Origin of the sequence: Frankia nepalensis (genome assembly GCF_016786325.1) — a bacterium.
Lineage (GTDB): Bacteria > Actinomycetota > Actinomycetes > Frankiales > Frankiaceae > Pseudofrankia > Pseudofrankia nepalensis.
In genome coordinates, this window is sequence record NZ_JADWYU010000103.1 from 16,339 (window position 1) to 40,521 (window position 24,183).

22 protein-coding genes are annotated in these 24,183 nt (G+C 73.3%); 19 read left to right on the forward strand and 3 right to left on the reverse strand.

Annotation, left to right across the window (positions count from 1 at the left end; all coding sequences use genetic code 11):
• Nucleotides 1-3: 3 nt before the first annotated feature.
• Both I6A81_RS12245 and rpmB read right to left on the reverse strand, forming a co-directional pair.
• Nucleotides 4-453 carry an SCP2 sterol-binding domain-containing protein gene (locus I6A81_RS12245; protein ID WP_203002126.1) on the reverse strand — a complete coding sequence of 150 codons (450 nt, stop codon included), beginning with the start codon at nucleotides 451-453 and terminating at the stop codon, nucleotides 4-6.
• A gap of 247 nt (nucleotides 454-700) precedes the next feature.
• Nucleotides 701-889: a 50S ribosomal protein L28 gene (gene rpmB, locus I6A81_RS12250; RefSeq protein ID WP_007516655.1), complete on the reverse strand. Its 189-nt coding sequence runs from the start codon at nucleotides 887-889 to the stop codon at nucleotides 701-703.
• A gap of 336 nt (nucleotides 890-1,225) precedes the next feature.
• Here rpmB and I6A81_RS12255 point away from each other — a divergent pair, with 336 nt between their 5' ends.
• From I6A81_RS12255 to I6A81_RS12295, 9 genes are all read left to right on the forward strand, one after another.
• Nucleotides 1,226-3,490, forward strand: coding sequence for an ATP-dependent DNA helicase RecG (locus tag I6A81_RS12255; RefSeq protein WP_203002125.1), 2,265 nt, complete (start codon nucleotides 1,226-1,228; stop codon nucleotides 3,488-3,490).
• Nucleotides 3,491-3,701: 211 nt separating this feature from the next.
• Complete coding sequence (gene rsmD / locus I6A81_RS12260; protein WP_203002124.1) at nucleotides 3,702-4,259, forward strand: 16S rRNA (guanine(966)-N(2))-methyltransferase RsmD; 558 nt, start codon at nucleotides 3,702-3,704, stop codon at nucleotides 4,257-4,259.
• On the forward strand, nucleotides 4,256-4,750 hold the full coding sequence (gene coaD, locus I6A81_RS12265; RefSeq protein WP_203002123.1) for a pantetheine-phosphate adenylyltransferase: 495 nt from the start codon (nucleotides 4,256-4,258) through the stop codon (nucleotides 4,748-4,750). Before rsmD ends, coaD begins: the two co-directional genes overlap by 4 nt.
• A gap of 178 nt (nucleotides 4,751-4,928) precedes the next feature.
• Nucleotides 4,929-5,531, forward strand: coding sequence for a YceD family protein (locus tag I6A81_RS12270; RefSeq protein WP_203002122.1), 603 nt, complete (start codon nucleotides 4,929-4,931; stop codon nucleotides 5,529-5,531).
• The gene (rpmF, locus tag I6A81_RS12275; protein WP_203002121.1) at nucleotides 5,531-5,701 is read left to right on the forward strand and encodes a 50S ribosomal protein L32; all 171 of its coding nucleotides are present in this window, start codon (nucleotides 5,531-5,533) and stop codon (nucleotides 5,699-5,701) included. The genes I6A81_RS12270 and rpmF overlap by 1 nt, the downstream gene beginning before the upstream one ends.
• Before the next feature lie 7 nt (nucleotides 5,702-5,708).
• Nucleotides 5,709-6,737, forward strand: a complete 1,029-nt coding sequence (locus I6A81_RS12280; RefSeq protein ID WP_203002120.1) for a phosphate starvation-inducible protein PhoH — start codon at nucleotides 5,709-5,711, stop codon at nucleotides 6,735-6,737.
• 128 nt (nucleotides 6,738-6,865) lie between these two features.
• Nucleotides 6,866-7,756, forward strand: coding sequence for a ribonuclease III (rnc, locus tag I6A81_RS12285; RefSeq protein ID WP_203002119.1), 891 nt, complete (start codon nucleotides 6,866-6,868; stop codon nucleotides 7,754-7,756).
• A gap of 3 nt (nucleotides 7,757-7,759) precedes the next feature.
• Nucleotides 7,760-8,683, forward strand: a complete 924-nt coding sequence (gene mutM / locus I6A81_RS12290; RefSeq protein ID WP_203002118.1) for a bifunctional DNA-formamidopyrimidine glycosylase/DNA-(apurinic or apyrimidinic site) lyase — start codon at nucleotides 7,760-7,762, stop codon at nucleotides 8,681-8,683.
• 403 nt (nucleotides 8,684-9,086) lie between these two features.
• The gene (locus I6A81_RS12295; RefSeq protein ID WP_203002117.1) at nucleotides 9,087-9,824 is read left to right on the forward strand and encodes a DUF2786 domain-containing protein; all 738 of its coding nucleotides are present in this window, start codon (nucleotides 9,087-9,089) and stop codon (nucleotides 9,822-9,824) included.
• A 133-nt stretch (nucleotides 9,825-9,957) separates the two neighbouring features.
• On the opposite strand, the gene I6A81_RS12300 is transcribed toward I6A81_RS12295, so the two are convergent.
• A complete protein-coding gene (locus I6A81_RS12300; RefSeq protein WP_307874621.1) occupies nucleotides 9,958-10,275 on the reverse strand; it encodes a hypothetical protein in 318 nt (105 codons plus the stop codon).
• Nucleotides 10,276-10,300: 25 nt separating this feature from the next.
• Between I6A81_RS12300 and I6A81_RS12305 the strand changes: the two genes are divergently transcribed.
• The 10 genes from I6A81_RS12305 to rplS all read left to right on the forward strand — a co-directional run bounded on the left by I6A81_RS12305 (nucleotide 10,301) and on the right by rplS (nucleotide 23,294).
• The gene (locus tag I6A81_RS12305) at nucleotides 10,301-10,657 is read left to right on the forward strand and encodes an acylphosphatase (protein ID WP_203002116.1); all 357 of its coding nucleotides are present in this window, start codon (nucleotides 10,301-10,303) and stop codon (nucleotides 10,655-10,657) included.
• A 315-nt stretch (nucleotides 10,658-10,972) separates the two neighbouring features.
• Nucleotides 10,973-11,167 (forward strand): hypothetical protein, encoded by a 195-nt coding sequence (locus I6A81_RS12310; RefSeq protein ID WP_203002115.1) that lies wholly within the window; start codon nucleotides 10,973-10,975, stop codon nucleotides 11,165-11,167.
• Between the two features lie 1,070 nt (nucleotides 11,168-12,237).
• Nucleotides 12,238-15,915 (forward strand): AAA family ATPase, encoded by a 3,678-nt coding sequence (locus I6A81_RS12315; RefSeq protein WP_203002114.1) that lies wholly within the window; start codon nucleotides 12,238-12,240, stop codon nucleotides 15,913-15,915.
• Between the two features lie 210 nt (nucleotides 15,916-16,125).
• Nucleotides 16,126-17,331 (forward strand): signal recognition particle-docking protein FtsY, encoded by a 1,206-nt coding sequence (gene ftsY, locus I6A81_RS12320; protein ID WP_203002113.1) that lies wholly within the window; start codon nucleotides 16,126-16,128, stop codon nucleotides 17,329-17,331.
• A 585-nt stretch (nucleotides 17,332-17,916) separates the two neighbouring features.
• Entirely contained in the window at nucleotides 17,917-19,488 is a 1,572-nt protein-coding gene (gene ffh, locus I6A81_RS12325; RefSeq protein WP_203002112.1) for a signal recognition particle protein, read from the forward strand.
• A gap of 434 nt (nucleotides 19,489-19,922) precedes the next feature.
• The gene (rpsP, locus tag I6A81_RS12330; RefSeq protein ID WP_203002111.1) at nucleotides 19,923-20,351 is read left to right on the forward strand and encodes a 30S ribosomal protein S16; all 429 of its coding nucleotides are present in this window, start codon (nucleotides 19,923-19,925) and stop codon (nucleotides 20,349-20,351) included.
• Nucleotides 20,352-20,585, forward strand: a complete 234-nt coding sequence (locus I6A81_RS12335) for an RNA-binding protein (protein WP_203002110.1) — start codon at nucleotides 20,352-20,354, stop codon at nucleotides 20,583-20,585. It abuts the gene before it with no gap.
• 550 nt (nucleotides 20,586-21,135) lie between these two features.
• The gene (gene rimM, locus I6A81_RS12340) at nucleotides 21,136-21,672 is read left to right on the forward strand and encodes a ribosome maturation factor RimM (protein ID WP_203002109.1); all 537 of its coding nucleotides are present in this window, start codon (nucleotides 21,136-21,138) and stop codon (nucleotides 21,670-21,672) included.
• Between the two features lie 39 nt (nucleotides 21,673-21,711).
• The gene (gene trmD, locus I6A81_RS12345) at nucleotides 21,712-22,539 is read left to right on the forward strand and encodes a tRNA (guanosine(37)-N1)-methyltransferase TrmD (RefSeq protein WP_203002108.1); all 828 of its coding nucleotides are present in this window, start codon (nucleotides 21,712-21,714) and stop codon (nucleotides 22,537-22,539) included.
• A 413-nt stretch (nucleotides 22,540-22,952) separates the two neighbouring features.
• The gene (gene rplS / locus I6A81_RS12350; protein ID WP_203002107.1) at nucleotides 22,953-23,294 is read left to right on the forward strand and encodes a 50S ribosomal protein L19; all 342 of its coding nucleotides are present in this window, start codon (nucleotides 22,953-22,955) and stop codon (nucleotides 23,292-23,294) included.
• The last annotated feature ends 889 nt before the right edge of the window (nucleotides 23,295-24,183 follow it).

Genomic DNA, 24,183 nt, shown 5'->3' on the forward strand with positions numbered 1-24,183 from the left:
CCGTCAGGCGGTCGGGATGTCGAACCAGCTCATCACCTTGCCGCCGAAGATCATGTCGCCGCCGATCTTCAGCTTGCGGGTCAGGAACATCTTGGTCGGGTCGGCCTTGCCGCTGATCAGCTTGATGAACCGGACGCCGTCCAGGGTGACCGTCACCCGGGCGCTCTCGGCGACGTGCCGGCTCACGGTGCAGGCGCCGTCACGGATGACCATCTCGTAGTGGTCGACCCCGCCATCCGGCCGCTCGGTGATGTGGAAATGCACCACCGCGTCCTGGTTCTTGATCTTACTCGGATCGGCCTGTCGAGCCATCCGATCGAAGTACTCGTCGAGCAGAACAGACCGCTCCGGGCCGCTCATCAGCGCGGCAAGCGCGTCATCCGAGAGCCCGCTGGTGTAAGCGACCAGTTCTTCGAGGCTGAAGGCGGTGAGGTCCGGCAAGGTCTGGGACATGCGATAGCTCCGGTGCGACGAGGGCCGAGAATCCGATCCCTCTCATATCAGCACGTCTCGCCCAGACGGACGCGCGGGGTCCTCGTCAAGCGCCAGCCGGTGGCATCCCGTTGTCTCCTGGCTGGCCGGGTGCCCCCGGCTGTTCGCGAGCACGAAAAAGAGGCGCCACCAGTCACGGTGACGCCTCTTCAAGGGCTTTTCAGCGCGACAGGCCCGTCAGATGACGAGCCGGTCGCGCGCCCGCGCCTCAGGCGCGGGTCACCTTCCCCGCCTTGATGCAGGAGGTGCACACGTTCAGCCGCTTGGGGGTGCGGCCGACGAGCGCGTGCACGGTCTGGATGTTGGGGTTCCAGCGCCGCCGCGTGCGCCGGTGGGAATGGGAGACCGACATGCCGAAGCCCGGTCCCTTGCCGCAGACGTCGCACACCGAAGACACGAGGAACACTCCGCCAAGAAGTCGCTGATTGATCGGCGGCCGGGGCTTCCGGCCATGCTGACCCGCCGCTGGCGCGGCTACACCGGGCGTCAGGACGGTGTCTCCCGCCGTTCAGGGCATGGCGACGCCGGACGCGGCGGTGCTCACTGAAGGCTACCGCAGCGCTGGCGGAAGTGGGGCTTGGGCCCCGGTCGGGTTCCAGCCGGCGTCCGTGGGGATCTCCGGCCCGGCTGGGCGGCCGCGTCGGGCCGGGTCGGGCCGGGTCGGGCCGGGTCGGGCCGGAGAATCCTCGCGCGCCGCGCCAGAGTGTCGCTGGTTGGGTGCAGTATCGGGTTTGTGATCGAGCTGGACACACCGCTGACCCGTGTGGTCGGGGCGAGGGACGCCAAGCGGCTGGCAGACGGCGCGCTCGGCCTGGTCACCGTCGCCGACCTGCTTGACCACCTGCCCCGTCGTTACCACCAGCGCGGCGAGCTGACCGTCCTCGCCGACCTCGTCGAGGGCGAGGTGGCGACCGTGCACGCGAAGGTCGTCAAGCACGAGCAGAAGCGGGACCGTTCCGGCAGGCCGCGCGTCAGCCTGACCGTGACCGACGGCACCGCGCAGATGGTCATCACCTACTTCAACCCCAGCCGGTCGCCCGCGCGCCGACTGTCAGCGGGCGTGGTGGCGGTCTTCTCGGGCAAGGTCGGCCGCTTCCGGGAACGCCTCCAGATGGTCAACCCGGAGACCCATCCGCTGGAGGACGAGGAGGCCCCCGGCGACGACGCGGACGCGTGGGCGCGGGCGCTGGTACCCGTCTACGCGGCCACGGAACAGGTCGCCTCGCCAGTGATCGGCCGTTGCATCCTGGTGCTGCTCGACGCGCTCACGGAGATCCCCGACCCGCTGCCCGGCGACCTGCGTGCCCGCCACCGGCTCGTCGACCTGCGCACGGCCTACGAGCTGGCGCACCGACCCGACTCGCGGGGCGACGTCGAGCGCGCCCACAGGCGGCTGAAGTGGGACGAGGCGCTCACGCTGCAGGTGATCCTGGCGCGGCGGCGCCGGGAGATCCAGGCGATGGCGACGACGGCGCGCGTGCCACGGCGAGACGGCATCCTCGCGGCCTTCGACCGCCAGCTGCCGTTCGCGCTCACCGACGGCCAGCGCGACGTCGGGGCCACGGTCCAGGCGGAGCTGGCCGAGCCGGTCCCGATGCACCGGCTGCTGCAGGGGGAGGTCGGGTCCGGCAAGACCGTCGTCGCGCTGCGCGCGATGCTCACCGTCGTCGACGCGGGTGGCCAGGCGGCGCTGCTCGCCCCGACCGAGACGCTCGCGACGCAGCACTACCGCGGCATCCGGGAGCTGCTCGGCGGGCTCGGCCGCGCCGGCGAGCTGGACGAGACCCCGCCGGCGACCAGGATCGCGCTGCTCACCGGCTCGGTCGGCGCCCGCGCGCGGCGGGAGGCGCTGGCGGCCGCGGCCGACGGGCGCGCGGGGCTGGTGATCGGCACGCACGCGCTGCTGCATGAGGGAGTCGCGTTCCGCGACCTGGGGCTCGTCGTGGTGGACGAGCAACACCGCTTCGGTGTCGAGCAGCGCGACGCCCTGCGGGCCCGGGCCAGCCAGCCCCCCCACGTGCTGGTGATGACGGCGACGCCGATCCCGCGGACGGTCGCGATGACCGTGTTCGGTGACCTGGAGGTCTCCACCCTCACCCAGCTGCCCGCGGGCCGGCAGCCGATCTCCACCTTCGTCGTGGACGCGGCCACCCATCCGACCTGGCGGGACAGGATCTGGGGCCGCATCCGGGACGAGGTGGCGGCCGGGCACCAGGCCTACGTCGTCTGCCCACGGATCAGCTCGGTCGCGGTCGGCCAGGGGGACGACGAGGAGGTCGCGGGCGACGACGAGGCGGCCGACGGCGCGGCCCGCCGGCGGGGCGCGGCCGGGGCTGGGGCCGCCACGGGCCAGACCGTCACGATCCCGGCTGAGGACGGGAGCCTGGCCGGGGCCGGGGTCGAGGAGCTGACGCCCTGGCTCGCCGAGGGGCCGTTGGCCGGGCTGCGGCTGGCCGCGCTGCACGGCCGGCTGGCGGCGGACGTCAAGGACTCGGTGATGACCAGGTTCGCGGCCGGCGAGCTCGACGTGCTGGTCGCGACGACCGTGATCGAGGTGGGCGTCGACGTGCCCAACGCGACCGTGATCGCCATCATGGACGCGGACAGGTTCGGCGTCTCCCAGCTGCACCAGCTGCGCGGGCGGGTCGGGCGCGGCCAGGCCGCGGGGGTCTGCCTGCTGCATACCGAGGTCGACGGCGACACCCCGGCCACCCAGCGGCTGGCGAACGTCGCGGCGACCACCGACGGCGCCGAGCTGGCGCGCCTGGACCTGGGGCAGCGCCGCGAGGGGGACGTGCTGGGTGCCAGCCAGTCGGGCCGCGCCCGCGGCGTGCGGCTGCTGGAGCTGCTCAGGGACGAGCGCCTGATTCTCGACGCGCGCGAGGAGGCCGGCCGCCTGGTCGCCGCCGACCCGGATCTGGCCGGCCACCCCGCGCTGCGCCGCCGGATCGAGCTGGCCCTCGACGACCGCCCGGTCGAGTTCCTCGAGAAGGGGTGAGGACCGTGGTGGCTCGCCCCGCCAGCGCCGGGGACTCCCGTTCCCCGGTCGGCCGTTCCCCGGTCCGTCCAGGTCGGCGTTCGCTCGGCTCCGCGGAGGTCGGCCTCCGGTCGGCTCCGCGCGGGCCGGCCTCCGGTCGACGCGGAGGGCCGGGCGACGGCGGCCTCCGACGGACCGCGCCGAGGACACGGCGGATGGCCGGGAACGAGCGATGACCAGGATCGTCGGCGGCGTCGCCGGGGGGCGGCGACTGGCCGTGCCGCCGGGGCAGGGGACGAGGCCGACCTCGGACCGGGCCCGCGAGGGGCTGTTCAACTCGCTCGCGACGCTGGTGGACCTGTCCGGCGCCCGGGTCGCGGACCTGTACGCGGGCAGCGGGGCGGTCGGGCTCGAGGCGCTCTCGCGCGGCGCCGCGCACGCGCTGCTCGTCGAGCGCGACCCCGCCGCCGCCCGGGTGGCCAGGCGTAACGCCGCCGAGCTGGGCCTGCCCGGCGCCGAGGTGGTGGTCGGCGCGGTCGAACGTGTGGTGGTCGCCACTCCCGGGCAGCCCTACGACGTGGTGTTCCTCGACCCTCCGTACGCGCTCGATGACGACCGGCTCGGTGAGGTGCTCGGGTTGCTGGTTGATCGATGCTGGCTGGATAAGGACGGTGTCTGTGTGGTCGAGCGGGCCCGCCGGTCCGCTCCGCCGGGCTGGCCGGAGGGCCTCGTCGGCGTTCGTTCGAGGGGGTACGGGGAGGCCGTCCTCTGGTACGGTTCTCGATCATGAGGAGGGCTGTCTGTCCTGGTTCCTTTGACCCGATCACGAACGGCCATCTCGACATCATCATGCGAGCTAGCAAGCTCTTCGACGAGGTCGTCGTCGCCGTTCTGATCAATAAGACGAAGTCCACCCTGTTCACGGTCGACGAACGGATGGACCTCATCCGAGAAGCGGTCCGTGACCATCCGCAGGCGGCGACCAACATCGTCGTCGAGTCGTCCTACGGCCTGTTGGTCGACTTCTGCAAGTCCCGTGGCATCCAGTCGATCGTCAAGGGGCTGCGGGCGGTGAGTGACTTCGACTACGAGCTGCAGATGGCGCAGATGAACAACCGGCTGGCCGGGGTGGAGACGCTCTTCATGAGCACCAATCCGCAGTACGCGTTTCTGTCCTCCAGCCTGGTCAAGGAAGTCGCCCGCTACGGCGGTGATGTCACTGGCCTGATCCCGGACATCGTCCTCAAACACCTCCGCGAGCGACTGAGCCAGGACACCTGACGGCTCATCGGCTTCGTCGGGGCGGGGCGCTCGGTACGGCGTCCCGCCCGTTCGCCCGGCTGGGCGTGGGGGAGTGGCCGGCGATCGGATAGGGTAGACCTCCGTGCCGTAAGCCCGGTAGCTTGCGGCACCCCGCTGGAACCCACTACTTCAACGAGATCTCGTGACTTCCGCCGCCATGACCGGACATCGTCTACGCCGCCAGACCCCGCGCGGCCCGTTCGTGCTCGACATCCGCGAGCTCGGCCGCCGGCCCGGGGCGATGCGGCCTGTCCGGGTGCAGGTACCGGCACCCGAGGGCCTGGGCACGCCGATGCTGCGGGTGCCCGTCGGCTCTCCGGTGGACCTCGACGCGCGGATGGAGTCCGTGCACGAGGGTGTGCTGATCAGCGGGACGGCGACCGCCCACCTGGTGGGTGAGTGCTCACGCTGCCTCGACGAGGTTCGTGACCAGGTCACGGTCGATCTCCAGGAGCTGTTCTACTACCCTGACCGCGCCGCTGAGATCGACGAGGACGACGAGGACGTGCTCGCCGTCGTGGACGATCATGTCGACCTCGCGCCGGTCGTGCGGGACGCGCTGGTGCTCGACCTGCCGCTCTCGCCGCTGTGCCGCCCGGACTGCGCCGGCCTGTGCGTCGAGTGCGGCGCCCGGCTGGACGAGGCCGGCCCCGACCACTCCCACGACAGCCCCGATCCTCGGTGGGCGGCGCTGTCGGGATTCACCGAAGCTGGAGCCGCCGGCGACGTCGCCGGGCGGGAAACGAAGGAGAAGGACTAGTGGCTGTCCCGAAGCGCCGGATGTCGCGCAGCAACACCCGGTCCCGGCGCGCGCAGTGGAAGGCGGCGCTTCCGGCCCTGTCTCGCTGCTCGCGTGGGCACGTCATCCGGCAGCACCACGCCTGCCCGACCTGCGGCCGGTACAACGACCGACAGGTGCTTGACGTCTGATCCAGACGTGACCCACGTCGCAGTAGATCTTCTCGGGGAGGGCGTCCAGCCGGCATCGGTACTGGACGCCCTCCCCGCCGCGCTGGACGCGGACCCGGAGCTCGTGGTGACGCTCGTCGTCCCGCCGGACTCCACCACCGCGGATCTGGCCGGCCGCGGCATCGTGACCGGTGACCGCGTCCACCTGGTGACGGCCCGCCGTGGCATTCCCGCCGGACCGGAAGCGATCCGAGACGTGCGGGCCCGCCGCGACAGCGGGGTGCGGGTGGCTGCCCGGCTGGTCCGCGACGGCAAGGCCGACGCGATGGTCTCGGTCGCGCCGCTGGAGGCGGTCGCGGCGGCGGCGCAGTTCACCTTCGGCCTGCTGCCGGGCGCGACCAGGGGCTCGCTGGCCGCGGTCGTCGACACCGGCGGCGAGGCGACGCCGGGCGGGGTCGTGCTGTGCGACGCCGGCGCGTCCGTCGACGTCACCTCGGACGACCTCGCCCAGTTCGCGCTCGCCGGCGCCGCCTACGCCCGGGTGCGGGCGGGCGCCGGACAGCCGCGGGTCGCGCTGCTGGCCGCCCGCCCGGCGCTGCCGGACACGGTCCGCCGGGCCGCGCACGAGCTGCTCGGCTCGCTCGGCGTCGACTACGTCGGCCAGGTCGACGCCGGCGTGCTGGTCGCCGGCGGCCACGGCCAGCGGCCGGACGTCGTGGTGACCGACGGTTTCACCGGTGACGTGGTGCTGGCCTGCCTGCGCGCGGTCCGGGCGGCGGTTCCGGGGGCCAGGCCACAGATGCCGGAGGGGCTCGACCCGGCCTGGCGCAGCCCGGCTGGACCTGATCTGCAGGGGGGGACGATCGTGCTCGCAGTGGACGGCGTCGCGGTGCGGGCGGGCGACCCCGTCGGCGGGCCCGACGATCTTTCCACCGGCATCCCGGCGGCGCTCGCGACGGCGGCCACGGTGTGGCGTGGCGGGCTCGTCGACCAGATCCGCGCCGAGCTCGCGCGGCTGGTCGCGCGGCGCAGGTCCCTGGCGGGGCTGTCACCGTGAGCGCAGGCGCAAGCGAGCGGAGGCCGCGGCCGACGGAGGAGGCCGGGGCCGAGCAGGGGTCCCTGGCCACTCGCGGAGCGATGGCCGGAGGGGCGACGAGTGCGGCGCTGGAGCGAGCCCGTGGGACCGTGAGCCGCGGCGTGTCGTTTCCCCAGGCGCGCGCGGGCCTGCTGGAAGCCCTGGACCTGCGTATCGCGCCCGAGCTGCTCGACCAGGCGCTGACCCACCGGTCCTACTCGTACGAGAACGGCAATCTGCCGACGAACGAGCGACTGGAGTTCCTGGGCGACGCCGTCCTCCAGCTGGTCATCACCAACGCGCTCTACCGGCGCCATCCGACGTTGGCCGAGGGAGCCCTCGCCAAGCAGCGCGCCTCGGTGGTGAACATGCGGGCGCTGGCCGCCGTCGCCCGCGGCATCGGCCCCGTCGGGATCGGCCCCTACCTGCTGCTCGGCAAGGGCGAGGAGACCACCGGCGGGCGGGACAAGCCGAGCATCCTGGCCGACACCCTCGAGGCGCTCATCGGCGCGGTCTACCTGGAGCTGGGGCTCGAGGTGGCGTCGGCCTTCGTGCACCGCCACTTCGACCCGTTGCTCGACGACGCGGCCCGGCGCGGCGCCGGTCTCGACTGGAAGACCTCGCTCCAGGAACGCACCGCCGTGCTGAACATGGGCCCGCCGGACTACGTGGTCAGCGACTCCGGCCCGGACCACGCCAAGCGGTTCACCGCCAGGGCCCGGATCTCGGACCGGATCTACGGCGAGGGTGAGGGCGGCAGCAAGAAGGAGGCGGAGCAACGGGCGGCCGAGCGGGCCTTCCTGGCGCTCGAGGGCCTCACCGGCGCCACCGTGACCGCCGAGCCGGCAGGCGGCCCGGCCGGGCCGACCGCGGACGGCGTCGGCGGGGCCGCCGGTGGTGGCGCCGGCGTGGTCGACGGGCTCGGGCAGGTTCCCGGCGCCGCGCCGAGCGACGCCGCGGCCGTGGGCCTGGGACCGGCCCGCGCCCCGGAGGCGGGCTGAGCCGTGCCCGAGCTGCCCGAGGTCGAGGTCGTCCGGCGGGGCCTGGAACGCGGCGTGGTCGGTCGCTCGATCGCCACCGTGCGCGTCCTGCACCCGCGTGCCGTGCGTCGGCACGCCGCCGGCGCGGCCGACTTCGAGGCCGCGCTGGCCGGCCAGACGATCACCGCCGCCCGTCGCCGCGGCAAGTACCTGTGGCTGGCGCTCGCCTCCCCGGAAGGCCTGGACGGCCCGGACGCGCCGGCTCATGGCGACGCCCTGCTCGGGCACCTCGGTATGAGCGGCCAGCTGCTCGTCGTGCCGCCGACCTCGCCCGACCAGACCCATCTGCGCGTCCGGTTCACCTTCACGGACGGCGGCCGGGAGCTCCGGTTCGTCGATCAGCGCACCTTCGGGGGGATGGCGATCGCGGTGGGCGGCGCGTCGCTGCCGGCCCCGATCGAGCACATCGCCCGTGACCCGCTCGACCCGCTGTTCGACGACGACGCCTTCGTCGCGGGCCTCGCGGCCCGCCGCACCGGCCTCAAACGCGCACTGCTCGACCAGCGGCTGGTCAGTGGCATAGGCAACATCTACGCCGACGAGGCGCTGTGGGCGGCGGGGCTGCACTATGACCAGGCCACCGAGACGCTGGGCCCGGCCGACGCCCATCGGCTGCTCGCCGAGGTGCGCGCCGTGCTGACCGCCGCGCTGGCGGCGGGCGGCACGTCGTTCGACCGGCTCTACGTCTCGACGGAAGGCGTCAGCGGGCTGTTCGAGCGGGAGCTCGCGGCCTACGGCCGGGGTGGCCAGCCGTGCCGGCGCTGCGAGACCCCCATCCGCCGGGACGCGTTCATGAACCGGTCGAGCTTCACCTGCCCCACCTGCCAGCCCCACCCGCGCCAGGGCGGTCGGCTCGAGGTCGCTGGCGCGACCATCCAGACCTCCTGAATCGCTTACCTCCCAGCAGACCTGCCGGATCGCTTCGCGATCCGGCAGGGACCCCGGCCACCGTCGTCGGGGCGCTCGGTGCCTGGTCGACGCGATCCCGGGCTGGTGGACAGGCTCGATGGGGCGCGGGGATCGGGGGGACAACCCCCTGACCTCCTGGTCTCGGCACCCGCGCGAAACTGGGCGCGGCTGGGATTCGTGCTCGGGGGAGGTCGGCTCGCGGGCGAACGCGCTGGCTCGTCGCCTGGTCCACGGCGGCGGGCGACGTCGCCTGGCCCACGGCGCGGACGACATGGCCCGGCCGACAGCGACCACTCACGAGGCCGCGGGCGGGCCCGAAAGGCTCGGGCCGGCCAGGCAAAGGCCGATCTCTCGTGATCTCGGGCGACGAAGGAGACGACCCATGAACTCGGATGCGTTGCTCGGGCGGGTACGCAAGCTGCTCGCGATGGCCGAGGCGGAAGGGCTGAGCGAGGCCGCCCGGGAGACCTACAACGCGAAGGCCGCCGAGCTGATCGCCCAGTACGGCATCGACCGGGCACTGGTCGAGGAGGCCGGCCCGACCAGGGTCGCCGCCGCGGACCTGGTCCTCGACGTCCACCCGCCGTACGCGCGTGACAAGATCACGCTGTTGGCGAGCATCGTCACCCCGCTGGGCTGCCGACTGGTGCACCGCACCCAGCGACAGAGCGGGAGCACGGGCCATTCCGCCCATCTGTTCGGGATGGAGGCCGACCTCACCCGGGCGCAGCTGCTGTTCACGTCGTTGCTCGTGCAGCAGGCCCACGGGCTGGCGGTCGCCGTGGCGCCGCCGTGGGAGGACCCGCGCGCGTTTCGCCGGTCCTGGATGTCCGGGTTCGCGGTCGCCGTGCAGCAGCGGCTGACGGCGGCCGAGCAGGCCGCCCGGGCCGCGGCCGAACCGGCGAGGACGGGCGCCGGTACCTCGGTCGCGCTGGTGCTGGCGCACCGTTCGGCCCGGGTGGACGAGCGGCTGGCGAGCGTCTACCCCCGGCTGCGCGCGGCCCGTGGCCGCCAGTTGTCCGGGTCGGGCGGCCGCGCCGGGTACGACGCCGGCCAGCGTGCCGACCTCGGCACCGAGGCCCGGGTCGAGCCCGCGGCGCCCCGCCGCGCGATCGGATAGCCGTCGGGCGGCGGCGTGCCCGGCTGATGCGCGACCCGCCAGCCACCTGGTGATCGGATCCCGACGTGGCCTGACGACGTGGCCTGACCTGGGCGCCTTTACGGCGGCTCAGGGGCCTCCAGCCCAGGACGCCTTAGAGCTTGCCGCCGGGGAGGTTCGGGACGGCGGTCTGGGTTGGGCCGGCCGTGCGCGGGGGAGCGTAGCCGTCAGCGGGCACGGACACGGCGCCTGGGTTGCCGACCGGCGTCGAGCTGGGGCCGCCCTCGATGGTCGCCCGCGGCACGGGCACCACGCCGCCTTCCTGCTCGAAGTTCTGCCCGCAGCCGGCGAGAAGCAGCACGGAGCTGAGGGCACCGACCGTGACGGCCGCCACGGCGGCGCGTCGTCCCGGCCGGGCGGGCCGAGCGGCGCGCCGGACCAGGCTGCTGAGGAGGAAAGATGTCGTGTTCACGATGGCTCAGTACCCTACCGTGTCGATGAATGACCTTCCTCAGAACCGGCCGGCGGCGGAGCCGGGCGCCTCGGCGATCGTGAACGGTGACCGCTCTCCGGAGCGGGCCGCGCCCGTTCGGCTGACCGCCACGGTGTTCGGCCTGGTCCAGGGGGTCGGGTTCCGCGACTACGTGCGCACGAAGGGCCGCCGGCTCGGCCTGGCGGGCTCGGCGACGAACCGCCCGGACGGTGGCGTGGACGTGGTGGCCGAGGGCCCGCCCGGTGCCTGCCAGGCGCTGCTGGAACTTCTGGTCACCGGGCACACCCCTGGCCGGACGGATCGCGTGGAACACGCGTTCGCCCCCGCTGTGGGGGGCATGGTCGGCTTTGTGCGCCGCTGATCCGCTCTGGCCCTGGTTGGGCTGGCCAAACAGGCCTGACGGCCCGCCCGGATCGGGGCCGAAGCTTCCCGTGTTCCCGGGACCGAGAGCCTGCCATGTGGCATGCTCTTGACTTTCGGTGACGGGGTGTGAGAGCCTTAGGTCATTCTTTGGGGCGCACTCCGCCCATGTGCGCGGCGTGATCGTGCGCATCGGTCGGAGAGACCAGCGGTTGGAGCAAGACCGATGGTTGGGTGGGACGGGTTCACTGAGATTCGTCCCGGTCTTGGCGCGCCCAGCATCCCGCAAGGTCACTCATCGTGGAGGACCATCACCATGGCGAAGGCCCTTTTCGGCCACGTCGGTTCCGGCAACGACCTCCGGCTCTCGTACGAGGTACGTCGGCTGCGCGCCCGCGTGGCCGAGCTCGAGGCTGAGCTTGCCCGCACGCGTGCCGTCAATGACGCGCTCGTCGGCGTCGACGTTCCGGAGGACGTCCGCGAGCTGGACGTCGAGCCCGCCCTCACCTGAGCCGTCCCGCTCGCCGTTTCGAGCGGGTTCGTTGGGTTTAGTTCGCTGTTCCCCAGGGCTTCAGGTCCTGGAGCCCCGACGTAGAGCCTCGCTCGATCGGCCGGCTCACCGTCGCTAGCACCCCGGTGAGTCGATATCGGCTGCCCACCGTGTGAGATCACGGGTCGTTCGGCGACGAGCCGATCCGCGATCCCATCCGGGACCGGCTGGTCGTGCCCCAGCGGCCCGTTCGGGTTCGGTTCCGTGGACGGGTGCCCGGTTCGGGTGCCCACCCGCTGAGCCTGTCCGGCCGGGCTGGCCTCCGGCGTTCAGGACCGGCCGTCGCCAGCATCGGCTGGGGACGTCGGTCCAGGGCGTTCCCCGCGGTGTCGGACGTCACCCGTTTCGGTGGTCGGACCGCTCCAGAGTCAGCTTGGCGCGCCCGGCGACGTCTGTACGTGGTCTCGTCGTTGCCTCCTGTGCGCCTTGTCCGGTGCCGGCTCCCGCGCGTTCGCGGGTGTCGTGCCGGATGGCCGACGTGGGCGAAGCCGCCCGGTGCCGGCGACCCGCCGCGCCGGGCCTTGCCAGGAGCCCGCCCCGCGGAAGGGCTCCTACCTGGTGCTCGTCGACCCCACACTCATGATTTCCACAACTCTGGCCGGCCTGGTCGAGGGGTACTCGGACCGGACGGCACCGGGCTGACGTCCCGGCGCGTTCCCCCGTTGGCCAGCTGGCGTTTTCTTTGGTGCGCCCCTGGGGTTCGGAGGGGTGTGATCGGTGGTTTGCGGGGGCCCGCCGTGAGTGTGGTGACCTCGCGCACACTATCGTCTTCTGTCCACACCGTGCGCCCAGCGGCGTGTCCTGTTCGTGACAGTGAGTTCGCGGATATTGTGGGCTGGCGGCCTGGAAACGGGCCGTCGGCGACGCCGGCCCGTGGTGACGTGATCCCCGATCACCGGAAGGCCGTGCCGATGGGGCGAGTTCCCCCAGGCCCCGCTGGTCCGCGCCGGCGGCTCGATGGGAGATGCCCCGCCCGGCCTCCCGGGAGCCGCGACGCCTGACCACGACCGTCCCCACAGCCGCGGAGACCGGTGTACCTCAAGAGCCTGACACTGCGGGGCTTCAAGTCCTTCGCCAGCTCGACCACGCTGCGCCTCGAGCCGGGGATCACCTGTGTCGTCGGGCCCAACGGCTCCGGTAAGAGCAACGTCGTCGACGCGATGGCCTGGGTGCTCGGCGAGCAGGGCGCGAAGGCGCTGCGCGGCGGCACGATGTCCGACGTGATCTTCGCCGGTACCCCCTCGCGGCCGGCGCTCGGCCGCGCCGAGGTGCTGCTCACGATCGACAACTCCGACGGCGCGCTGCCGATCGAGTACAGCGAGGTCACCGTCGGGCGGCTGATGTTCCGCAGCGGCCAGAGCGAGTACACGATCAACGGCACGTCCTGCCGCCTCCTGGACATCCAGGAGCTCATGAGCGACTCCGGCATCGGCCGCGAGCTGCACGTGATCGTCGGTCAGGGCCAGCTCGACGCCGTCCTGCACGCGAGCCCCGAGGAGCGCCGCGCCTTCATCGAGGAGGCGGCCGGCGTCCTCAAGCACCGCAAGCGCAAGGAGAAGGCGCTTCGCAAGCTGGAGGCGATGGCGGCCAACCTGACCCGGCTGACCGACCTGTCCGCCGAGCTGCGCCGCCAGCTCGGCCCGCTCGGCCGGCAGGCCGAGATCGCGCGCAAGGCCGGCGTCATCCAGGCCACCCTGCGCGACGCGCGGCTGCGGCTGCTCGCCGACGACCTGGTCCGGGCGCGCGCCGAGCTCGCCGCCGACCTCGCCGACGAGGAGACGGTCCGGGCCAAGCTCGCCGAGACCGAGGCCGCCCACGCCGCCGCGGCCGACCGGGAGCAGGCCCTGGAGGCCGAGCTCGCCCGCGTGGTCCCGCGCGCCGCGTCCGCCCAGGAGACCTGGTACGCCCTGTCCTCGGTCCGTGAGCGGCTGCGGGGCACCGGCCAGCTGGCCACCGAGCGCGCCCGGCTGCTGCGCGCCGGCGCCCAGGTCACCCGGGGCGGGCGCGACCCGGACGAGCTGGAGCAGGAGGCCGCGGCCATCCGCGAGCGGGAGGCCGCCCTCTTGGCCCGGCTCGACCGTGACCGGGACACGCTGGCCGAGGTGGTCGGCCGGCGCGCCGAGCTGGAGGGCGCGCTCGCCGCCGAGGAGCAGGCGCTGCTCGCCGCGAGCCGCGCCGCCGCCGCCCGGCGCGAGGGCCTCGCCCGGCTCGCCGGCAAGGTAGAGGCGGCCCGCTCCCGGGCCACGTCGGCCGAGGCGGACATCGTCCGCCTGACCGAGGCGCTCGACGCGGCGCAGGCCCGCGACGCGGAGGCGAGCGGCTCGCGGTCCGCGCTCGACACCGAGCTCGCGCGCATCGAGGGCACCCAGGACGAGCTCGCCAGCCGGCACGAGTCCGCCGTGGCGCTGCACACCGCCGCGACCGAGCGGCTGGAGGCGCTGCGGACGGCCGAACGTGGCGCCGACCGTGACCGGGCCTCGGCGGCGGCCCGCCGGGAGGCGCTGTCCCTGTCGCTGTCGCCCGCGGACGGCGCCGCCGCGCTGCTCACCGCGACCAGTGCCCCGGAGGGTGCCGGCGAGCCAGCGAGCGGCGAGCGGCCCGCGGCCCAGGGCGGGCGAGCGGACAAACGGGCCGCGAAGGGCAAGCGCGCCGAGGCGCCGCCGCCGCCGCCCGATCCGCCCGACACGCCGATCCAGGTCGTCGGCCGGCTCGCGAACATCCTCGCGGTCACGCCCGGCGCCGAGGTGGCGATCGCCGCCGCCCTCGGGCCGGCCGCCGACGCGCTCGCCGTCGGGTCCGTCGACGACGTCGTCGCCGCGCTGCGCTGGCTGCGCGGGGCCGAGGCCGGCCGGGCGGCCTTCGTGCCGGCGTTCCCGGCGCCGCCGGCCCCGGCGGCGGTGGACGCCGACGGAGGGCTGCCGGCGGGCGCCGTCGCGGCCCGGGACCTGGCGCGGGTCGTCGACGAGCGGTTCGCGCCGGCGGTGGACGCGATCCTCGGCGGGGTCGTCGTCGTCGACGATCTGGCCGCCGCGGCCAGGCTCGCCCTCGCGCGCCCGAGCCTTCGGGTCGTCACCCGCGACGGCGACCTGCTGGGCCCGCCCGCGGCCCTCGGCGGCAGCGCGCACGCGCCGTCGCTGCTGGAGCTCGCCGCCGCCGCCGACGAGGCCGCCGGCGCGATGGCCGAGGCCGGGGCGCGGGCCGAGGCGGCTCGCGGCGCGATGGAGCCGGCCCGCGAGGAGGTCACCAGGACCAGGGCCGCGATCGACGCGGCCAACGCGGAGCGGTCCGCCGCGAACGCGCGCCACCGGGCGCTGACCGAGCAACTGGCCCAGCTCGACCGGGGCCGGGGCTCCGTCACCGGTGAGATCAGCCGGCTGGAGCGCAACCGGCTCGCCGCGGAGGCGGCCCGGGACCAGGCCTACGGCGCGCTCGCCGAGTTGGAGGCCGCGTTCGCCGCGAGCTCCGAGGAACCGGACGAGGAGGACGAGCGTCCCGCCGACGAGCGTGACCGGCTCGTCGCCGCCACCGCCGCCGTGCGCGGCGAGGAGGTCGAGGCCCGGCTCGCGGTGCGCACCAGCGAGGAGCGCGCCCGCGGACTCGCCGGCCGGGCCGATGCCCTGCTGCGCCAGGCCAGCCAGGAACGGGCGGCCCGGGCCGCCGCCGCCCGCACCCGGGCCCTGCGGGAGCGCCAGGCGAAGGTCGCCGCCACGGTGGCCGCCGCGGCCGACGAGACCCTCGCCGAGTGTGAGCGGTCGCTGGCGGCGGCGGCGGCCGAACGCGAGCAGTCCGAGGCCGCCCGCCGGTCGACCGAGACCGAGCTCGCCGGGGTGCGCGACCGGGTGCGTGCCTACGCCACGGCGCTGGCCGCGCTGCGCGACGAGGCGCACCGCGACGAGCTCGCCCGCGAGGCCAAACGGCTGCGGGTCGAGACACTCGCGGCCAAGACGCTGGAGGAGCACGGCATCGCCGCCGACGACCTGGTCGCCGAGTACGGCCCGGCGCTGCCCGTGCCGCCGGACGAGGAGGGTGGCGAGCCACGGCCCTTCGACCGCGGCGAACAGGCCGCGCGGCTGGCCACCGCCGAGAAGCAGCTCACCCGGCTCGGCAAGATCAACCCGTTGGCGCTGGAGGAGTTCGCCGCCCTGCAGGAGCGGGCCGCGTTTCTTTCCTCGCAGCTCGACGACATCAAGAACACTCGTCGTGACCTGCTGCTGGTCGTCGAGGAGGTGGACTCGCGGGTCCGTGAGGTGTTCGCCGCCGCGTTCCGCGACACCGCCCAGGAGTTCGAGATCGTCTTCCAGACGCTGTTCCCCGGCGGTGAGGGCCGGCTGGTGCTCACCGACCCGGAGGACATGCTCGCCACCGGGATCGAGGTCGAGGCGCGCCCGCCGGGCAAGAAGGTCAAGCGGCTGTCGCTGCTGTCCGGTGGCGAACGCTCGCTGACCGCGCTCGCCCTGCTGTTGGCGATCTTCCGGGCCCGGCCGTCGCCGTTCTACGTCCTCGACGAGGTCGAGGCAGCGCTGGACGACCGCAACCTCGGCCGGCTGCTCAACGCGATCGAGGGGCTCCGGCAGAAGTCGCAGCTGATCATCATCACCCACCAGAAGCGGACCATGGAGATCGCCGACGCGCTGTACGGGGTGTCGATGCGGGGCGACGGGGTGACCACGGTGATCAGCCAGCGGCTGCGCGAGCGGGCGTCCGCCTAGGCGGTCCGCTCGAAGACGCGCCGGGCGCGCCTTCGGGCTCGCGCCGGGCTCCCGCCGGACGCCGCGCGCCCGACGGGCCTGGTTCTGGGGCCGGTGGGCCCGGCCGGTCGTGCCCCGGCTCGGCGCGGTGGTCCGGTGCCGCTTCGAAGGCGCGCCGAGCGTGGTGCGCCCCGGCGGGACGGCGCCGGCCGAGGCTGGAAGGATCGAGGCGTGGAGTACCTCTACATCATCATCGTGCTCGCCGTCGTCCTGGTGATCGGCGCCGGCGCGCTGGTCGCGAACGTGGCGCGCCGACGTCCTCGGCTCCCGCGCGCCCGGTCTGGTGCCGGCACGCTGACCGGTGGCCAGCCAGCCGAGGGCGAGCGGGAGGACGCCGGGGGCGGCGTCGGCACGCTGGAGGCGCCGCCCGTGCCCCGGCCCGCCGCCCCGGAGGCCGAGGTGACGGTCGAGGAGGAGGCCGGCGCGCCTTCCCTGCTCGAGGTGCCCGCGCCCGCGGCGGGCCGGCTCGTCCGGTTGCGTGCCCGGCTCGCCCGCTCGCAGTCCTCGCTCGGCCGCGGCCTGCTCTCGCTGCTGTCCGGCGACGATCTGTCCGAGGAGGACTGGGAGGACGTCGAGTCGACGCTGCTGCTCGCCGACGTCGGCGTGGCCGGGACCAGCGAGCTCGTCGCCGCGCTGAAGGAACGCACCACGGTGCTCGGCGCCCGTACCTTCGCCGACGCGCGGGAGATGCTGCGCGACGAGCTGCTCGCCCAGGTGGGCACCACCCTGGACCGGTCGATGCGCACCGCGGCGGACGACCGGCCGGCGGTCGTGCTCGTCGTCGGGGTCAACGGCACCGGCAAGACCACCACCTGCGGGAAGATCGCCCGGCTGCTGGTCGCGGACGGACGGTCCGTGGTGCTCGGCGCCGCCGACACGTTCCGCGCCGCCGCGGCCGACCAGCTGGAGACCTGGGGGAGCCGGGTCGGCGCGGTCACCGTGCGCGGGCCGGAGGGCGGCGACCCCGCCTCGGTGGCCTTCGACGCGGTGAAGCGGGGCATCGCGGAGGGCGCCGACACCGTCGTCATCGACACCGCTGGTCGGTTGCACACCAAAGTGGGCCTGATGGATGAGCTTTCCAAGATCAAGAGGGTGGTTGCCAAGCAGAGCCCGGTGGACGAGGTGATCCTCGTGCTCGACGCGACCACCGGCCAGAACGCTCTCGCGCAGGCTCGGGTGTTCGCGGAGGCCGTCGACCTCACCGGTGTCGCCCTCACCAAGCTCGACGGCACCGCCAAGGGCGGCATCGTGATCGCCGTCCAGCGTGAGCTGGGCGTGCCGGTCAAGCTGGTCGGGCTGGGCGAGGGGCCCGACGACCTGGCTCCCTTCGAGCCGGAAGGCTTCGTCGACGCCCTGCTCGGCGACCCCGTCAGGTAGCGGGTGCGCGGCGATCCCCGCGGGCCCGCCGGCTCGCGGCCGCGGATGTCGGGAAGGTCGGATGTGAGCTGGAACACGCCAAGTTCGCCGACGGTCTTCCCCAAGACGGCCGCGCGATCTAGCATTTTCCGGCGGTCTTCTTTGGCCCCGCGGCCGCGAACGCACTTCCGCCAGGATCTCTGCCCGGTGTCGAGTCGGGTGGGGACACCAGCGTCCGGCGAGGTGTCTCGCCCTCCTCAACGAAGAGGGCGGACCCGGCTGGCGACCATCGCCATGCCCAGGTTCGTGCGATATACCTCGCCGGACCGTGTGCCCATGCCTGTCCGCTGATCCAGCGATCTGCCGCCGGCTTGCCAGGAGCGCCGGCGGCGGTCGCCGTGTCCGGGTCGTTTGGGTTGACTAGCGGGGCGAGGCCCCGCGTGGGTGCGTACCCTAGGACTGTCCGTTCCGATGTTGCCCAGGGTTCTGCCCGTGGGTGGCAAACAGGCCGCGGGCTCGTTGGGAGGCCGGTCGGTGGCCGCATGGACAGGACCTCGGTAACCCAACGCAACTCGTCGCAGGCCAGCGATCCCGGAGTGTGTGCGCGTGTTCGACACCCTGTCCAGCCGGCTCGACACGGTCTTCAAGTCGTTGCGCGGTCGGGGCCGGCTGTCCGATGCCGACATCGACGCCACCGCGCGCGAGATCCGGATCGCGCTGCTCGAGGCCGACGTCGCCCTGCCGGTCGTCCGCTCGTTCGTGGCGGCGATCAAGGAGCGGGCTCGCGGGATCGCCGTCAGCCAGGCTCTGAACCCCGCCCAGCAGGTCATCAAGATCGTCAATGAGGAGCTCATCGGCATCCTCGGTGGCGACACCAAGACGCTGCGGCTGGCCAAGACCCCACCGACGGTCATCCTGCTCGCGGGTCTACAGGGAACCGGTAAGACGACGCTTGCTGGCAAGCTCGGCGTTTGGCTGAAGAAGCAGGGGCATTCGCCGCTGCTCGTGGCCGCCGACCTCCAGCGTCCCAACGCCGTGAACCAGCTTCAGGTGGTCGGGTCCAGAGCCGGGGTCGAGGTGTTCGCGCCGGAGCCGGGTAACGGCGTCGGTGACCCGGTGGCGGTGGCCCGTGACGCCATCGCCCACGCCCGCCGCCACGTGTTCGACGTCGTGGTCGTCGACACCGCCGGCCGTCTGGGCGTCGACGAGGAGATGATGCGGCAGGCCGCCGACATCCGCGACGCGGTCAGCCCGGACGAGATCCTCTTCGTCCTCGACGCGATGGTCGGCCAGGACGCCGTCAACACGGCGACGGCCTTCCTCGACGGCGTCGGCTTCAGCGGCGTCGTGCTGACCAAGCTCGACGGCGACGCCCGCGGTGGCGCGGCGCTGTCGGTCGCGCACATCACCGGCCGGCCGATCATGTTCGCCTCCACCGGCGAGGCGCTCGCCGACTTCGACGTCTTCCACCCCGAGCGGATGGCGTCGCGCATCCTGGGCATGGGCGACGTCCTCACCCTGATCGAGCAGGCCGAGCAGGCCTTCGATCAGGAAGAAGCCGAGCAGATGGCGCGGAAGATGGCCGCGTCGGAGTTCACCCTCGAGGACTTCCTCAACCAGATGCTGGCGGTCCGTCGGCTCGGCCCGATCGGCAACCTGCTCGGAATGCTGCCCGGCATGGGCCAGATGAAGGACCAGATCGCACAGATCGACGATCGGGACGTGGACCGGGTCGTGGCCATCATCCGGTCGATGACGCCAGGCGAACGGCATGACCCGGGCATTCTTCAGAAGAGCCGCAAGGAACGGATCGCCCGGGGCTCTGGGGTGACCGTCACCGAGGTCAACCAGCTGCTGGACCGGTTTGGCGAGGCCCGCAAGATGATGCGTCAGCTAGCCGGCGGTGCCGGCCTGCCGGGCATGATGGGCCGAGGGAAGGCCGCCCAGGCCCGCAAGGCGCCGAAGAAGGGTAAGGGCGCGAGCAAGAAGGGCAACCCGGCGGCGCGGGCCGCGCAGGCCGAGCAGGCCAAGAACAAGCAGGCCGGTCGCGTCGGCGGGCAGCTGGGCCCCGGCCTCGATGGCCCGGGCGGGATGCCGCCCGGCGGCCTCGGCGATGTGGACCTCTCCGCGCTGCTCAAGCCGGGCGCCTTCAACCAGCCGGGCCGCCGCGGCCGGTAGCACGCCGGTCGGTGGAGCGCCGGGCGCTCGTCCCGGCGGCGACCAGGCTGGCCGGGCGGGCCGCGTCGTTCGCCTTCCCTGGGAGGCCTGCCCGGAGCCGCGACGCCTGCCCGGTGTGCCGCCCTTGGACACCGTCGTCCGCGGGCTTCCCACCGATCCGCTCGCGGATCGTGGGAGGGGTTCGTCCGGCCGCGCGGCGGCTCGGCCGGAGCCGGCGGCGCGATGCGTCGACGATCTGGCAGACTGTAGGGGCAAGCTGACTGCAATAGGTTCAGCTGTGCCAGCATCTGGCTGACCAGCATTTGGCTGATCTAGCATCTGGCTGACCTAGGGTCAGCTCCCGGAGGTCGTTGAGGTCTGCCCGGGGGACGACCCCCGGAATCCCCGGCGCCGCGTCTCGCGCGGCCCCCAAGCAATGGAGCTTTTCAACAACCGTGGCAACCAAGATCAAGCTGCAGCGGCTCGGCAAGATGCGCGAGCCGCACTACCGCATCGTCGTCGCCGACGCCCGCACCAAGCGGGACGGCCGGGTCATCGAGGCCATCGGCCAGTACCACCCCAAGGACGAGCCCAGCACCATCCTCGTGAACGGGGACCGGGTCGCCCACTGGCTGTCCGTCGGCGCCCAGCCGACCGACCCGGTGCTCGCGATCCTCAAGGTCACCGGTGACTGGCAGAAGTTCAAGGGCCTGCCGGCACCCGAGCCGATGAAGGTCGCGGCCCCCAAGGCCGACCGGCGCGAGGTCTTCCAGGCCGCGGCGCGGGAGGCGGCCGGTCTCGCGGAGAAGCCGGCCACCACCCCGAAGAAGAAGAGCAAGCCGGCGTCCGCTGAGGGCGACGAGACGCCGGCCTCGGAGCAGTAAGTGCTGGAGGCGGCGCTCGAACACCTGGTTCGAGGCATCGTCGACCACCCGGACGACGTCCGAGTGGACCTGCTCGCCAACCGTCGCGGTCGCACTCTCGAGGTCCGGGTACACCCCGACGACCTCGGGAAGGTGATCGGCCGGCGGGGCCGGACGGCCCGGGCGCTCCGTACGGTCATGGCCGGCGTGGGCGGCCGTGGCCTGCGGGTCGACGTCGTCGACGTGGACCGCTAGCTGCCTGGGTGGAGTGTGCTCGGTGGCCCCTGGCCGCCTTCGCCGGAGGCAGCTAGCTCGATGTCTGCTCCGGGGGGCGACCCCCGGACCCCCGGTTGTCGAGCTTCGCTCGACGGGCGGTTCGGGTGGCTGGTTGCGGGTCGAGGGCGCGGGTTCTAGGGCTGTTGGCTGGCTTCGCCGGAGTGGCTAGGTCGATGTCTGCTTCGGGGCGACGCTCGGGCTCCCGGTGTCGGGCTTCGCTCGACGGGGGTGGTTCGGGTGGCTGGTTGCGGGCGGAGGACGCGGGTTGGTGGCCCTTGGCCACCTTCGCCGTGGCCTGCTCGCTGGATGTCTGACGCGGGGACGCCTTCGGGTCCCCGGTGTCGGGCTTTGCCCGACGGGGTGGTTGGGCTGGGTGGTCGTGGGCGGAGGGCGTGGCCTGGTGGGCTCGGGTCACCCTGCCCAACGCCCCTGGCCCGACGTCCCGACGGCCCGGATGTCTGGCTCGGGTCGACTCGACCTGGCGGATCGAAACGATGGCCAACAGTGATCGTCGGAGTGCGGGTGGGCGATGGGTGAGGCGATCGTGGTCGGGCGGATCGGGAAGGCGCATGGCGTTCGCGGCGACGTGACCGTCGACGTCCGGACCGACGTGCCCGAGCGGCGGTTCGCGTCGGGGGAGCGGCTTGCCCGGTCCGGTGGCGGTCCGGAGCTGGTCGTCGCCGACGCGCGGTGGCATTCCGGTCGGCTGCTCGTTCGCTTCGAGGGCATCGCCGACCGGAACGCGGCCGAGTCGCTGCGCGGGGTGGTGCTCACCATCGACGCGGACCGGGCCGGCGACCCCGCGGATCCCGACGAGCCGGACGCCGACGGCGAACTCTGGTGGGACCGGGACCTGATCGGCCTGCGCGCGCTCACCCCGGACGGCCAGCTGCTCGGTGAGGTGGCCGACGTGGTGCACACGGCGGCCGGCGAGCTGCTGGCGATCCGGAAGCCCGCCGGGGGTGAGCACCTCGTGCCCTTCGTCCGGGACATCGTGCCGACCGTCGACCCGCCTGGCGGCCGGGTGGTCGTCGACGCCCCACCCGGCCTCCTCGACCTCGACTGAGGTGGCGCGGACCAGGGCGGCGGGACGGAAGGCGACGGCATGCGGGTAGACGTGATCACGATCTTCCCGGACTACCTGGAGCCACTGCGGCTGTCGTTGCTCGGCAAGGCCCGCGACCGCGGCATGCTGCGGGTCCACGGCCATGACCTGCGTGACTGGACCACCGACCGGCACCGCACCGTCGACGACACCCCCTATGGCGGCGGTCCCGGCATGGTCATGCGCCCGGAGCCGTGGGACGCGGCGCTGCGCGCGGTAGCCGGCTCGGACGGCCCTGCGCCGCGGCCGCGGGTGATCGTGCCCACCCCGGCGGGACGCCCCTTCACCCAGGCCTACGCGGCCGAGCTGGCCGCCGAGCCCTGGCTGGTGTTCTGCTGCGGGCGTTACGAGGGGATCGACGGACGCGTCGTCGAGGCCTGGGCCGACGACGAGATCTCCATTGGTGACTACGTGCTCTCCGGCGGCGAGGTCGCCACGCTGGTCATGCTCGAAGCGATCACGAGGCTGCTCCCGGGCGCGGTCGGCAACGCCGAGTCGATCAGCGACGACTCGTTCGCGCACGGCCTGCTCGAAGGCCCGGTCTACACCCGGCCGCCGGAATGGGACGGGCGTCGCGTCCCCGACGTGCTGCTGTCCGGCGACCATGGGGCGATCGCCCGGTTCCGCCGCGACCAGGCGCTGCGCCGGACCGCGCGGCGCCGGCCCGAGCTGCTTGCCGCGCTCGACCTGGACGACCGGGACCAGCGGGTCGTCGCCGAGGCCGGCACCGAAGCCGAGCCGGGTGGCGGAGGGCCCGGCCGGGCGTGGCCCGCGCCGGCGGACGAGGACCGCGCGAAGGACGAGGACACGGCCGCGCCGGCGGGATGAACGCCGCCCACGCCCGCCCGTAGGGAGGCGACCGGCTGGCCGTGTGGCACAGTAGGATGCAGTGTCCGCCGGTCCGTGGCCGGCTGGGCCGGGGCTCGTGGATGCCTCGCGCGGGTACCCTACGTGCGGGTGTCATGGCGCGGGTACCACCGTCTGGATAGCCGAGCTGGTCTCGTGGGCAGAGCGCCTGCCCGAGATGCCGGTTCGGCGCGCGGTAGCCTGACGCGTTAGGTTTCCGGACGTGTCGGGTTCTCGGCTCCGCGACCCCACGCCGATCGTTGTGGGTGCTGGCCGTCCCCACGGCCCGATGCCAGGAACCCGTTCCTGATCCGGGCTCGCGCGGTCGACCAGCCGTCACCGCCACGGACCATGCGGTACCCAGACCTACTGTCACCACTGAGGAAGCGACTGCCATGCAAACCCTGGACAGCCTCGACGCCGAGTCGCTGAGGACCGACGTGCCCGAGTTCTGGCCGGGCGACACCCTCAAGGTCCACGTCCGCGTGGTCGAGGGGAACCGCCAGCGCATCCAGGTCTTCCAGGGCGTCGTGATCCGCCGGCAGGGCGACGGCCTGCGGGAGACGTTCTCCGTCCGCAAGGTCAGCTTCGGCGTCGGAGTGGAGCGGACCTTCCCGGTGCACAGCCCGATCGTGCAGAAGATCGAGGTCGTGACCCGCGGCGACGTCCGGCGGGCCAAGCTCTACTACCTGCGCGAGCTGCGCGGCAAGGCCGCCAAGATCAAGGAAAAGCGCTAAGGCGGTCGGCTCAAGGTCGCCTAGGGGCGACCATCCGGACCTCCCAGATCGGCTTCGCCGATCCGGCAGGACCCCGGCTCCGCCGTCGGGGCGCTGGGCGCCCCGACCAGCCTGGTGCCGGGTCGGACCTGTAGGACTGGGGTCGGTCGCGGTCGTTGGTCGGGATCGTGGGTGGGTTGCGTCGATGGTTCCTTGCGGGGCCGGTCGTCTAGGTCGCTTCCCGTGGATCATGTTCCGCGGTCCCGCTCGGCCGCCGATCCGCGCACACAACCAGCGATCATCCGCTCATCCCGGCCCGGTCTCCCTGGTAGATCGCTAGGTCTGTGCGCGATTCGGGACAAAGCGGACAGAAATTGCCGGTCGGCGCACACATCTGGTGATCAAGAAAGCCGCTGGTACCCCTGCGAGCTGGTGATCATCGGATGTGCGCGCGGATCGGCGGCCGAGCGGCTTCGCAAGATCCACGGGAGCGGCCTTAGGCCGGCCTTGCTGATCTGGCGAGGCCTTGGCCGCTGACGTCAAGGTGTCTTGCGCCGCTGAGAGCGTTGGGTGGCCTGACCGACTGGACTTGGGGACAGAGCCCAATCGGTCGGAGTCTGGTTGTGGCTGAGTGTCGCGGGCGGCCCGGAACCTCTGGCGGGTCTGCCCGGATCCGCCGTGCCGATCCAGGTGGGAACCCCGGTGGGCCCTGGGCGAGGTCGGGGGGCCGGTGCCGGCCCCGACAAGGCCGGGATCTTGGTGAAGCTCATGGGCATGGCGCCAGCCTCCGACGGCTACTGCCGCGACCGCCAACGTCGATCATTCCTGGCATCGAGACAGGGCGAACCTTGGCGGGGCGCGGCTCCGAGGGCCGGGCTGTTGGCCTGGTTCGGGGCATCCCTTCCTGGAA

Bases quoted from the DNA above. Each gene is read 5' to 3' on its own strand.
- I6A81_RS12245 (WP_203002126.1), bottom strand. From the start codon at position 453: ATGTCCCAGACCTTGCCGGACCTCACCGCCTTCAGCCTCGAAGAACTG.
- rsmD (WP_203002124.1), top strand. From the start codon at position 3,702: ATGACCAGGATCGTCGGCGGCGTCGCCGGGGGGCGGCGACTGGCCGTG.
- coaD (WP_203002123.1), top strand. From the start codon at position 4,256: ATGAGGAGGGCTGTCTGTCCTGGTTCCTTTGACCCGATCACGAACGGC.
- I6A81_RS12270 (WP_203002122.1), top strand. From the start codon at position 4,929: ATGACCGGACATCGTCTACGCCGCCAGACCCCGCGCGGCCCGTTCGTG.
- I6A81_RS12295 (WP_203002117.1), top strand. From the start codon at position 9,087: ATGAACTCGGATGCGTTGCTCGGGCGGGTACGCAAGCTGCTCGCGATG.
- I6A81_RS12305 (WP_203002116.1), top strand. From the start codon at position 10,301: ATGAATGACCTTCCTCAGAACCGGCCGGCGGCGGAGCCGGGCGCCTCG.
- I6A81_RS12310 (WP_203002115.1), top strand. From the start codon at position 10,973: ATGGCGAAGGCCCTTTTCGGCCACGTCGGTTCCGGCAACGACCTCCGG.
- rimM (WP_203002109.1), top strand. From the start codon at position 21,136: ATGGGTGAGGCGATCGTGGTCGGGCGGATCGGGAAGGCGCATGGCGTT.
- trmD (WP_203002108.1), top strand. From the start codon at position 21,712: ATGCGGGTAGACGTGATCACGATCTTCCCGGACTACCTGGAGCCACTG.
- rplS (WP_203002107.1), top strand. From the start codon at position 22,953: ATGCAAACCCTGGACAGCCTCGACGCCGAGTCGCTGAGGACCGACGTG.